The sequence below is a fragment of the Pectobacterium odoriferum genome, from assembly GCF_009931295.1.
Lineage (GTDB): Bacteria > Pseudomonadota > Gammaproteobacteria > Enterobacterales > Enterobacteriaceae > Pectobacterium > Pectobacterium odoriferum.
This window is the reverse complement of record NZ_CP034938.1, coordinates 3,968,279-3,980,575: the sequence shown is the minus strand read 5'-3', so window position 1 is coordinate 3,980,575 and position 12,297 is coordinate 3,968,279. Positions and strand designations below refer to the sequence as shown.

The window sequence follows — 12,297 nt, the reverse complement described above, 5'->3', positions numbered from 1 at the left end:
CGATGCGAATTATTGTTTACGGCAGTTTACGACGCAAACAGGGAAACAGTCATTGGATGACGAATGCGCAATGGTTAGGGGACTGTCAGCTTGCGGGTTTCGAGCTGTACGATCTCGGCCATTATCCGGCAGTCGTACCTGGTGATGGAGAAATCCATTGCGAGGTCTATCGCATTAGTTCGTCGATTTTGACAGAGCTGGATGCCTTAAAGCGAGACGGCCACGAATACCAACGTGAGCTGATTCGTACGCCTCTGGGTAGTGCCTGGATTTATCTGTACAAACACCCTGTTGTAGGGCTGACGCGTATTGCTAGCGGTGACTGGCTAAAGCGCAGCGAAGAAGATGAAGAAGGGGCTTGAGGCCGAGTAGCCAATCAAGTCATGGTCGCCATAAATAAAAACACCGCGCAAGGCGGTGTTTTTGATCATTCATTGAGTGGCGCTTACTTGTTTTTTGCGCGCTCGAAGGAAGCAACGATCTCGGCTTTTGCCGCAGCAGCGTTATCCCAACCTTCAACTTTCACCCACTTGCCTTTTTCCAGATCTTTGTAGTGTTCAAAGAAGTGGCCGATCTGTGCACGCAGCAGTTCAGGCAGATCGTTAACGTCTTTAATGTGATCGTATTCTTTGGTCAGCTTGCTGTGCGGAACGGCAACCAGTTTGGCATCTTCGCCTGCTTCATCAGTCATTTTCAGCACGCCAACAGGGCGGCAACGGATCACTGAGCCCGGCTGCAACGGATACGGGGTCGGAACCAGAACGTCAACCGGGTCACCATCCAGAGACAGCGTATGGTTGATGTAGCCGTAGTTGCACGGGTAGAACATGGCCGTAGACATGAAACGGTCTACAAACAGCGCACCGGTATCTTTATCAATTTCATATTTGATCGGATCGGCATTCGCGGGGATTTCAATCACTACATAGATATCTTCCGGCAGATCTTTACCTGCCGGGACATTGTTCAGACTCATGTCGTTTTCCTTCTCTTAAAACCTGAAATAGCGTGGCCGTCATTATAGCCAAAAAGCGTTTAATGTCCCTGATTTTTAGCGAGCCAAGGCGCTATACGCTAGCGTGAGTCGTTAAAGTAAAAATACTTTCGTTACTAAAGTTTCTTTAAAGAAAATAGCCTGCCTACCGATAAAAATATGATATCGATCACATTACTGGTTTTTTTTTTACGAATTTATTTATCATTCTTAATTTCAGGGAAACAAAAATGTTAAGAAACATCACCATCAAGACAAGCTTGATTGCTTTGTTGGGAACGATGGTACTGCTCTTGTTGTTGGTCTGCGCAATTGGTATCACCTCAATCAATCAGGGAATCACTTCGCTTACGACCATTGACAAGATTCAGGGTAAAGAAGTCACCGCACTGTCTGGGAGCTATACCGCTTCGCTGCGAGCAAGGACTGTATCGGCATTGGCTGCCCGTCAGATGGAAAACGGACTGACCGATCTCGCGAATGCGTCGGTAGTACGAGCAGAGGCTTATACGGCGCTCTCCCACAAAGAAATGGCGCGTTTTCTTTCTTATGGCACCGTAACGGAACGTGGCGCCAAAATGGCGGAAGAGGTTAAAACCAGTTACGAACAATATATGAATCTTGGTGTTCAGCCGATGGTCGATGCGCTGAAACGTGGTGATATCGCAGCCTATTACGTGCTGTTACAGGACGTGCTACCGCCGCTCAGCGTTAAGATGGATAAGGTGGCGAACGAATTCCGCGACTTTGGCCTTGAAGTAGGCGAAAGCATGCTCGCAGAAGCTGAAAGCTTTGCGTTCGAGCGTTTGACGATCATTGGTATTGTCTGCATATCCTTGCTGCTGCTGGTGTTAGCTGCCTGGATTGCGTTGAAGCGTTCCATTCTGTCTCCGCTTGAAGAGACCGTCGGTCAACTGGAGTTTATTGCCCGTGGTGATTTGACTCAGCGCATCGCCGATGGCGGCAATAATGAAATTGGCCGCCTGATTCAGGCGATGAAGGCCATGCAGCATTCGTTGGCAACCGCCGTGGGCCGCGTCCGCGATGCGGGTATGCAGATTGACGTCGGTACGTGCGAGCTGTCTTCCGGCAATACGCATTTAGCCGCGCGTACGGAAGAGTCAGCCTCCTCGCTGGAAGAAACTGCAGCCAGTATGGAGCAGTTGACCGCTACGGTGACGCTGAACGCGGAGAGTGCGGAACAAGCGCATACGCTGGCGCAAAATGTGTCCGACATTGCCAATAAAGGCAGTGAAACCGTGGGGAGCATGATTGAGAAAATGCAGATGATATCCAGCAGCTCAGCACGCATTGGCGATATTCTGGCGGTGATCGACGGCATTGCGTTCCAGACCAATATTCTGGCGCTGAATGCGGCGGTTGAAGCTGCACGTGCGGGTGAGCAGGGGCGTGGATTTGCCGTGGTGGCGGGGGAAGTCCGCAGCCTGGCACAGCGCAGTGCGCAATCGGCCAAAGAGATCAAAATACTGATGGAAGAATCTCAAAGTCGCGTCAGTGAAGGCACCGTTATGGCGAAAATGGCGGGTGAAACGATGAATGACGTTTCTGACGCCGTGGCGCGCGTGACGTCCCTGATGCGTGAGATTTCAACAGCAACGCGTGAACAGAGTAATGGCATTGGGCAGGTAAATCTGGCGGTATCGCAGATGGATGAAGTCGCACAGCAAAATGCGTCTCTGGTAGAAGAATCCGCCGCGGCCACGCGCTCACTGGAAGATCAGGCGCGACTGCTGGCTGAAAGCATGTCACAGTTTAAAGTGCAGCCGCAGGAGTTTGCCGCCATCGGCCGATTCTAATATCGCCGTCATACTTCAAGCTGCATGTGCGTTGGCAATACTCGGCTCCTCTCTGAGCCTCGCCCTGAAGGGCCGCCGCAAGCGGCGTTCAAATCGACTAAGCCGATTTGTCCTCGCTCACCCCAGTCACTTACTTGAGTAAGCTCCTGGGGATTCACTGCGTTGCCGCCTGCCTGCAACTCGAATTATTTAGGGATATACTTCATAAAAAATTCCCGTGAAAACGGGAATTTTTTGCCTTACTCTTCGGGGGAGGTTTGTTCGTCTTCTGGCTGTTTCTTCTTGCGTAGCTTATTCCAGATTTTACTTTCCTGTCCGCGCCAGAGGCGTTGGATATTGTCATGATGACGCATGAGGATCAGGCAAGAGAGCATTGCGACGGGGAAGGTAAACTGTGGCTTGAACCACCAGACATAAAACGGCGCGATGAGCGCACTGACAATCGCGCCAAGCGAGGAATAGCCGCTCAGCAGCACGGTCAGTAACCAGGTGCCGGTCATCAGGCCTGTTAGATCCCAGCCGATCGGGGCGATGGCGCCCAAAGCCGTTGCCACACCTTTTCCGCCGCGAAAGTGGAAAAAGACCGGATAGATATGGCCGAGGCAGGCGGCGATGGCGGTTAGCCCGAGATACAGCGGGGCAACGCCTAGCGCGTAAGCAGCCCAGACTGGCAGCATACCTTTCAGGACATCAAACACCAACACGGTTGCAGCTGCTGCTTTGCCGCCAATACGTAATACGTTAGTGGCTCCGGGGTTCCCAGAGCCATGCTGACGCGGGTCGGGTAGCCCAGCAATTTTGCAAAACAAAATCGCACTGGAAATAGAGCCACACAGATACGCGATTAACATCATACCAAGCGCGGTAACACTCATAACGCTATTCCGTTTAGTTTGTATAGAGAGACGTTTAATAAGGGTCGTTTTACTCTTCTCATCTGTGGATAATACGCACATTCCGTCGGAAGTGGTATCCGACAGCGACAAAAACAGAGAATGGCGTGATGGATATCGTATTTATTGAAGAACTTACTGTAATCACTACTATTGGTGTTTACGATTGGGAACAGACCATCCAGCAGAAACTGGTGTTCGATATCGAAATGGGCTGGGATAACCGTCAGGCGGCCGCCAGTGACGATGTTAATGACTGCCTGAGCTATGCCGATGTCAGCGAGGCGGTGATTGCCCACGTGGCAAACCAGCGTTTTGCGCTGGTGGAACGCGTTGCTGAAGAAGTCGCACACATGCTGATGCAGCGCTTCTCGATTCCCTGGCTGCGGATCAAGCTCAGCAAGCCGGGCGCCGTCGCGCAGGCGCGTCAGGTTGGCGTCATTATTGAGCGCGGCACGCGATAAATCTGATTTAACAGAATAAATACTGATTTACGTGCAACTAAACCGTAACCCAAATAGTCTATAAGCCAGTTATACCCGTCATACTTCAAGCTGCATGTGCGTTGGCTGCGTTACTCACCCGAATCACTTACCTGAGTAAGCTCATAGGGACTCGTTCGCTTGCTGCCTGCATGCAACTCGAATTATTTAGGGTGTGTAGCGGTTCGCGGAAGTACGCGGCCGCTTTTTTGTGGGCTGCATTTTCGTTTTTATTAAAGGCAAGGATTTTTAGATGACTGACCTGCATTCGCTGCTAATCGCATTTATTCTTGGTGTGGTCGAAGGGCTGACCGAGTTTTTGCCCGTATCGTCTACGGGGCATATGATTATTGTTGGTCATTGGTTAGGGTTTGCTGATGAGAAAGCCAAGACGTTTGAAGTTATCATCCAGCTTGGTTCGATTCTGGCCGTTGTCGTCATGTTCTGGCGCCGCCTCTTCGGTCTGATAGGGATTCACTTTGGTGACGTCCCGCACGAGGGGAAAACCTCTGGACGTCTGAAACTGACGCACATCTTGCTGGCAATGATTCCTGCCGTGGTGCTCGGGCTTATTTTTCATGACTTCATTAAGTCGCTGTTTTATCCACAGAACGTGATGTATGCGCTGGTAATCGGTGGCTTCCTGCTGTTAGCGGCGGAATGGTTCAAGCCAAAACAGCCGCGTGCTGTCGGGCTGGATGACATCACGCATCGTCAGGCATTTATGATTGGCTGTTTTCAATGTCTGGCGCTGTGGCCCGGCTTTTCACGTTCGGGAGCGACCATTTCCGGCGGGATGCTGATGGGCGTCAGTCGCTACGCGGCTTCTGAGTTCTCTTTTATTCTGGCGGTTCCCATGATGATGGGCGCGACCGTTCTGGATCTGTATAAAAGCTGGCATTTCCTGTCGCTGGCCGATGTGCCGATGTTTGCCGTGGGCTTCGTGACGGCGTTTATCGTGGCGCTGATTGCGATTAAAACCTTTCTGAAAGTCATCAAACGCATCTCGTTTGTCCCGTTCGCGATTTACCGTTTTATCGTCGCGGGCGTGGTTTACATGGTGTTTATGTAAGACTGAGAACGTCGATTTTAGGTAGACCGTTATAGAGAGAAGAGGCCACGCATTAGCGTGGCCTCTTTGTTTCAGGACGTACCCGAGCTATCCGGCTGTTGTGCTTTCCAGTCTGCCAGTGCATGAATGCGACGACGTGCCAGTTCGTTACGCACGTCAATGCCTTTAAACCCATCGGCGACGACGGCCGCACTGCTGACCTGACTGGCGACGCGGAAGGCTTCACGCAGGTAATCACCTTGTGGATACGGGTTCTCTTCAAAACCGGCACGGCCTCTGGCATCGGCTTCGCTCGTAAGCGCTAACTGTTCCAGACGCTGTGGTTTGCGCCAGACGTCAATCGCATCAAATAACTTCAGCAGGGTTTTGGGTTGCAGCACCTGCACGGTATGAACCAGGTCATGATATTCCGCAACCAGCTTTGCCAGATCGCGAATTGGGTTAGGCACACGCAGGCGCTGGCACAGTGCTTCAACCAGTTTGACACCCGCTGGGCCATGCCCGTGATGACGTGGCCACAGTTCGGGGGGCGTCAGCCCTTTTCCTAAATCGTGGCACAGCGTGGCAAAGCGTACGTCAATCTCAGGGCTGAGGCGGGCGGCCATTGCCACCGTCATCATCGTATGAATACCGGTATCAATTTCCGGATGCCATTTGGCGGGGGCGGGCACGCCGTACAGGTTATCGATTTCAGGGAACAGTACGGCCAGTGCGCCGCAGTCGCGCAGTACCTGAAAATAGACATCTGGTGACGACGTGCCGAGCGCTTTTTCCGTCTCTTTCCAGACGCGCTCTGGTGTCAGGTAGGCCAGCTCGCCCTCATGCGCCATTTTTTGCATCAGCGCCATGGTTTCTTCTGCAATCTGGAAACCGAGATGGGCAAAACGCGCGGCAAAACGCGCGACGCGCAGCACCCGTAACGGATCTTCGCTAAATGCGTCGGAAACGTGGCGCAGTACGCGATTTTCAAGATCGCGACGACCGTGATAGGGATCGATCAGATCGCCCCGTTCGGTGCGGGCAATGGAATTGATGGTCAAATCGCGGCGCAGCAAATCCTGCTCTAACGTGACATCGGGGGCGGCATGGCAGACAAACCCGGTATAGCCTTTGCCAGATTTGCGTTCGGTACGCGCGAGGGCGTATTCATCGCGGCTAACGGGGTGTAAGAAGACGGGAAAATCCTTTCCAACCTGCTGGTAGCCCTGCGCGAGCAGGTTCTCCGGCGTCGCGCCGACCACCACCCAATCTTTCTCGGTGACGGGTAAACCCAGCAGGCTGTCCCGAACAGCGCCGCCGACAAGGTAAATCTTCAACGTCGGGCTCCTGAATCAATAACCAATACTTCACCACATACTACCATCTTTGCGCCGCTGCGTTGGCCGCAAAGAAAAATGCCTGCAAGAAGCAGGCGCCGGACCGTTAACAAACCTATTTGTCGAGCGAAAACGGGAGTAACGGAATAGAAGAGTAAAGCGTTTGCGCCAGGGATGGCGCAAGCCGAGCGCACAGGGATGTGTTTACAGCGTCTTTACGGTCTATCCGTTGCTCCCGCTCTACGGACTTTGTCAGCAACCTCATGCCTGCGTCTCGCAGGCACGTATTCCGATTAGCTCATCCAGCGGTCATTTTTCTTTTTGCGAGGGATGATGTGCGGCAACAGCAGACCCAGCAGCAAGCCGATGCCAGCAACGCCGCCGCCATACATAAACCACTGTAAAATGATGGTGCGCTGCTTATCGTCAAGCTGGACATTCGCCGCGCTGACTTTCTTCTGCGCAACGATAAGCTGATTTTTCAGATCCTGATTTTCCTGACGTAATCCGTTGATAATATTATCGCTGGCAGCGACTTTCTGCTGCATATCTGCGGTACGTTGGTTCCAAGTCTGATCGATATTATTCAGTTTGTCAGTCAGGTCTTTGACCTGATTTTCCAGCTCCGGCACCCGCGTGCGCAGGCTCGGCGTATTGCTAAGCTGGTCGAGTGGGATCCAGGTCGTACGGTTTTTATCATCACGGATCTGCGCATAGCCCGCGCTTTCATTAACGCTGAGTAGCGTGACTTCAGCGCCAGCATTCACGGTGCCGACGATACGATATTGATTGCCCGGCCCGCTGTGGACATACGTCAATAACTCATCGGAAATGTAGCGTTTTTCTTCCGCCTGTGCGGTCCAGCTCAACGTGAGAGAAAATAAAGTAAAACAGAGTAAGCCTAATTTCTGCATAAGATCATCATGTTGCGTTAATGGTGGTCCGATAGTAGAGGCTTAAGTCTGACGAGGCAATGTATAAACCGAAATGAGAACAGTCTTAGAAGGCAGTGGGCGGCGTGTTTAAACGGGGAAAGTGGTGTCGTTGATGGCAGGTTTGCATAAGAAATGCGCGCTTGTTCGCAGGTGAAAAAGAGTGTGTGCGGTAAGAGTAGTAAGGTGAAGTAAAATGTTATTTACTGACATGATAATGAATGTGGTCTTGGTGTTGTGAATGCTATGAGTGAAGAAATTGAGCTGAAGTTTATTGTTCATCCCGACAGCGTTGAATCGCTGCTGACGCAACTGGCTGAATGGGAGAGTGATTACAGTCAGTATGAGCACATGCGTGCTCAGCGTCTGAGCAATACCTATTATGAAACGGCGGATAATTACCTGCGCCGCAATGGCATCGGCCTGCGTATTCGCGGCGAAAATGAACGCTACGAAATGACAGCGAAAACGGCCGGTAAAGTGATTGGCGGGCTGCATCAACACCCAGAATATAACGTTGAGCTGGAGAAAGCCGAGCTGGATCTCAGCCTGTTTCCGGTGGACGTCTGGCCGGAGGATTGCGATGTTATGGGGCTGCAAGCGTCACTCAATCCACTGTTTAGTACGGATTTTACGCGTGAAAAGTGGGTGTTTACTTACTATCAAAGCGTGATTGAGGTTGCGTTAGATCGCGGTGAAATTCGTGCTGGCGATCTGAGTGAACCACTGTGCGAATTGGAGATGGAACTTAAGATTGGGCAGACTACCCACCTGTTGGAGCTGGCAAAGGAAATCGCAGAGTTTGGTGGTATGCGGCAGGGTAGTCTGAGTAAGGCGGCGCGCGGATACCATCTGGCTAAAGGTAACCCGGTTCGCGAGTGTCTGCCTCTCAATCGATTGGTTGTGGATCCAAAGACCAATATCGATCAGGCCATCCGCGCGGCGCTGGAACTGGGGTTGAGTCACTGGCAATACCACGAAGAACTGTGGGTCAGAGGGAATGCCTCTGCCCGTGAAGCTCTGCCAGAAGCCAGTGCGTTGATGCGCGAAATGTTGGTACTGGTGGGAGGTGTCGTGTTACGCAAGGTCACCACGCTTTTTCGCTCTGCACTCGCCACTCTGGAGGCTCGGCTACAAGGCCCTGATGGCGCGGATGTGTGTTACAGCGCTGAGTACCTGCAAAGTAAGTTAGTACTGACTTCCTGGTTGGTCGAGTCTGGCTGGCGTGATCATATGGGTAATAAAGATCGCATTAAGTTACAGGGCTCATTCAAACGCTTTGCCGACATTATGCTAAGCCGCAGCACTGCGGAGCTGAAAAGTGCCTTTTCTTCTAAATTGACGGAAGCACAGTACGAACAGCAGATTCCTCGCCTGCAACGTAATATCTACGCTTTTCTTCTCTTATCCGGTGCCTATCCGGCGGAGCAAGTGGAAGCCTACGTTGAACACTGGCAGGCGTTACTGCACGAAATTGAGCGGCTCGCTGCTGGGCAGGCTGCTTCTGCGTATCTGGAAGCCTACCGTAAAGAGGTGCTGAACTTGTCCCCGTTCTGGCTACATAGCGGCGGACCATCACAGTAACCGTTAACTGCCGCTTGTCAGTGAGGATAGGCGGCGCATCAAGGGAACCCCCATGTCGATACTTCCTTTGCCCGCTTTACCTGTGCTTCTGACGGAACACTCTCAGCGTGCTCTGTCGCGTTTGCGGGAAGCCGCACCTGATGAGCTGATAACGGATAGCGATGCCGCTGTTCTGGCATTGAGCGATTTTGTCAGCGATGCGCTTGCGCTGCATCCTGACTGGTGGCAAGGAATTCATCAACAACCACCACAGCCCGAAGAGTGGCAGCACTACGCCGACTGGTTGAGTCACGCGCTGGCCGATGTGAACGATGAAAATGCGTTGATGGCGGCATTGCGTCGGTTTCGCCGACATATGCTGACGCGGATTGCGTGGTCGCAGGCGCTGCAAACCAGTACGACGGAACACACGCTGCGTCAGCTCAGTGAGCTGGCCGAGGTGGTGATCGTGGCGGCCAGAAGCTGGCTATATCAGGCCTGTTGTCGCGAGTGGGGTACACCTTGCAATGCGCAGGGCGTGGCTCAGCCTCTGCTGATTCTTGGCATGGGAAAATTGGGTGGGGGAGAGCTTAACTTCTCTTCGGATATCGATCTGATTTTTGTCTATCCCGAAAATGGTCATACGCAAGGCGGGCGGCGCGAGCTGGATAACGCGCAGTTCTTCACGCGTCTGGGGCAGCGGCTCATTAAGGTGCTGGATCAGCCGACCGTCGATGGTTTTGTGTACCGTGTGGATATGCGGCTACGTCCCTTTGGTGACAGCGGTCCGCTGGTGCTCAGCTTTGCGGCGATGGAAGATTATTATCAGGAGCAGGGCCGCGATTGGGAACGCTATGCGATGGTCAAAGCGCGCCTGATGGGGGGAATGGACGATGCCTACAGTCAGGAACTGCGCAGTACGCTGAAGCCCTTTGTCTTCCGTCGCTATATCGATTTCAGTGTGATCCAATCGCTGCGAAATATGAAGGGCATGATTGCCCGTGAGGTACGTCGCCGGGATCTGCGCAACAACATCAAGCTGGGTGCGGGGGGGATTCGTGAAATCGAATTTATCACGCAGGTTTTCCAACTGATTCGTGGCGGACGTGAACCGGGGTTACAAGGACGTTCGCTGCTGCCTACGCTCCAGCATGTGGGATCGCTGGGATTATTAACGCCGCAGCAGGTGCTTGACCTCAGTACCTCTTACCTGTTTCTGCGTCGTTTAGAGAACCTGTTGCAGGCCATTGCCGATGAGCAGACGCAAACCTTGCCAGGTGATGAACTGAATCAGCAGCGGCTGGCATGGGGAATGGGTTTCGACAACTGGGACGCGCTGCAATCCATGCTGGAACAGCATATGCAGGCGGTGCGACACGTATTTGATGACCTGATTGGCGATGATGCGCCGGACAATAATGATATCCCTGAACATGGCAGCTATAGCAGCCTATGGCAGGACACGTTGGACGACGGCGAACTGGCTCCGCTGACGCCGCATCTCTCGGAAAGCGTGCGTGAAAAGCTGATGCGGACGATTGTGGAATTCCGTCACGACGTAGCGAAACGCACCATAGGGCCGCGCGGGCGAGACGTGCTGGATCAGCTCATGCCGTGTTTGTTGGCGGAAGTCTGCGCTCGTCAGGAAGCGGATACGGTGCTGTCTCGTCTGACGCCGCTGCTGCTGGGGATCGTCACACGAACCACCTATCTCGAACTGCTGCTGGAGTCTCGCGCTGCGCTCGCCCAATTGATTCGCCTGTGTGCGGCGTCGCCGATGGTTGCCAGCCAACTGGCACGCTATCCCCTGTTGCTGGATGAATTGCTCGATGCGTCAACGCTGTATCAGCCGACGGCACCGGGTGCGTACGCCGATGAGCTACGTCAGTACTTGATGCGCGTCCCTGAGGATGACGAAGAACAGCAGTTGGAAGCGGTTCGCCAGTTCAAACAGTCGCAGCAACTGCGTATCGCCGCAGGAGATATCGGTGGCGTACTGCCCGTGATGAAAGTGAGCGATCACTTAACGTATTTGGCGGAAGCGATTATCGCGGCAGTGGTTCAGCAGGCGTGGGGGCAGATGGTGGCGCGCTATGGCCAGCCGTCGCATTTGCAGCATCGTGAAGGTCGTGGGTTTGCCGTTATTGCCTATGGCAAACTCGGCGGCTGGGAGCTGGGATACAGCTCCGATCTGGATTTGGTGTTCTTGCTGGACTGTCCATCGGACGTGATGACGGATGGCGAACGCAGCATTGATGGTCGCCAGTTTTACCTACGCCTCGCACAGCGGGTGATGCATCTGTTTAGCACTCGGACGTCATCAGGCATTTTGTATGAAGTGGATGCCCGTCTGCGGCCATCGGGCGCGGCGGGTATGTTGGTGAGTACGGTAGAAGCGTTTGATGACTATCAGCGCAATGAGGCATGGACGTGGGAGCATCAGGCGCTGGTGCGCGCGCGTATGGTGTACGGCGAAAGTGGCGTGCAGCAGACATTTGAGTCTATTCGCCGCAACATTCTGTGCGCAGAGCGTGACGCGGAGACTCTGCGAACCGAAGTGCGAGAAATGCGGGAAAAAATGCGTCAGCATCTGGCGAACAAAGATAAAGCACTCTTTGACATCAAAACGGATGCGGGCGGTATTACGGACATTGAATTCATTGCCCAGTATCTGATGCTGCGTTACGCCGCTCAGGAACCGCGTTTGACCCGTTGGTCAGACAATGTGCGTATTCTGGAACTGATGGCGCAATATGGCGTGATGGAAGAGAGTGAAGCCAACGCGCTCAAGCTGGCCTACGTCACCATGCGCAATGAACTGCACCATCTGGCCTTGCAGGAACTGTCCGGTCGGGTCAGCAAAGATCGGTTTGTTGCGGAGCGGGAGCAGGTACTGGTGAGTTGGAATAAGTGGTTAGTGGGAGCGTAAGTTCCTATACCCGTCATATTTCAAGCTGCATGTGCGTTGGCTTTGTTACTCGGCCAACTTATGGCCTCGCCCTAAAGGGCCGCCGCAAGCGGCGTTCAAATCAGCTAGACGCTGATTTGTCGCTCACCCCAGTCACTTACTTATGTAAGCTCCTGGGGATTAATGGACCTCATTTATGAGGTCCACCCTTCGGGCCAGCGCTAGCGCTGTTCAAATCGGTCTCGAACCGATTTGTCACTGCGTCGCCGCCTTCATGCAACTCGAATTATTTAGGGTATATCTCAAAATGTATTGTGCGG

General features: G+C 53.1%; 10 protein-coding genes. 6 read left to right on the top strand and 4 right to left on the bottom strand.

From position 1 onward, the window contains the following. The first annotated feature begins 2 nt into the window (after nt 1–2). Nucleotides 3–362, top strand: a complete 360-nt coding sequence (locus tag EO763_RS17970; protein WP_029368857.1) for a gamma-glutamylcyclotransferase family protein — start codon at nt 3–5, stop codon at nt 360–362. Between the two features lie 83 nt (nt 363–445). Here EO763_RS17970 and ppa read toward each other — a convergent pair whose 3' ends face one another. Beyond that, a complete protein-coding gene (ppa, locus tag EO763_RS17965; protein ID WP_010278977.1) occupies nt 446–976 on the bottom strand; it encodes an inorganic diphosphatase in 531 nt (176 codons plus the stop codon). A gap of 248 nt (nt 977–1,224) precedes the next feature. On the opposite strand from ppa, the gene EO763_RS17960 reads away from it, so the two are divergent. Then, nucleotides 1,225–2,811, top strand: coding sequence for a methyl-accepting chemotaxis protein (locus EO763_RS17960; protein ID WP_161529771.1), 1,587 nt, complete (start codon nt 1,225–1,227; stop codon nt 2,809–2,811). Nucleotides 2,812–3,050: 239 nt separating this feature from the next. Here EO763_RS17960 and plsY read toward each other — a convergent pair whose 3' ends face one another. Then, nucleotides 3,051–3,686, bottom strand: a complete 636-nt coding sequence (plsY, locus tag EO763_RS17955) for a glycerol-3-phosphate 1-O-acyltransferase PlsY (protein ID WP_161529770.1) — start codon at nt 3,684–3,686, stop codon at nt 3,051–3,053. 128 nt (nt 3,687–3,814) lie between these two features. Here plsY and folB point away from each other — a divergent pair, with 128 nt between their 5' ends. Together folB and bacA are read left to right on the top strand one after the other, a co-directional pair. Then, nucleotides 3,815–4,168, top strand: coding sequence for a bifunctional dihydroneopterin aldolase/7,8-dihydroneopterin epimerase (folB, locus tag EO763_RS17950; protein WP_010287496.1), 354 nt, complete (start codon nt 3,815–3,817; stop codon nt 4,166–4,168). A gap of 271 nt (nt 4,169–4,439) precedes the next feature. Then, entirely contained in the window at nt 4,440–5,258 is an 819-nt protein-coding gene (bacA, locus tag EO763_RS17945; RefSeq protein WP_161529769.1) for an undecaprenyl-diphosphate phosphatase, read from the top strand. 71 nt (nt 5,259–5,329) lie between these two features. Here bacA and EO763_RS17940 read toward each other — a convergent pair whose 3' ends face one another. Both EO763_RS17940 and EO763_RS17935 read right to left on the bottom strand, forming a co-directional pair. Then, entirely contained in the window at nt 5,330–6,574 is a 1,245-nt protein-coding gene (locus EO763_RS17940; RefSeq protein WP_161529768.1) for a multifunctional CCA addition/repair protein, read from the bottom strand. Nucleotides 6,575–6,867: 293 nt separating this feature from the next. Further along, nucleotides 6,868–7,488, bottom strand: a complete 621-nt coding sequence (locus EO763_RS17935) for a TIGR04211 family SH3 domain-containing protein (protein ID WP_161529767.1) — start codon at nt 7,486–7,488, stop codon at nt 6,868–6,870. A gap of 264 nt (nt 7,489–7,752) precedes the next feature. Here EO763_RS17935 and EO763_RS17930 point away from each other — a divergent pair, with 264 nt between their 5' ends. Together EO763_RS17930 and glnE are read left to right on the top strand one after the other, a co-directional pair. Then, nucleotides 7,753–9,090 carry a CYTH domain-containing protein gene (locus EO763_RS17930; protein ID WP_161529766.1) on the top strand — a complete coding sequence of 446 codons (1,338 nt, stop codon included), beginning with the start codon at nt 7,753–7,755 and terminating at the stop codon, nt 9,088–9,090. A 52-nt stretch (nt 9,091–9,142) separates the two neighbouring features. Beyond that, nucleotides 9,143–11,998 (top strand): bifunctional [glutamate--ammonia ligase]-adenylyl-L-tyrosine phosphorylase/[glutamate--ammonia-ligase] adenylyltransferase, encoded by a 2,856-nt coding sequence (gene glnE, locus EO763_RS17925; RefSeq protein WP_161529765.1) that lies wholly within the window; start codon nt 9,143–9,145, stop codon nt 11,996–11,998. Nucleotides 11,999–12,297: the final 299 nt, after the last annotated feature.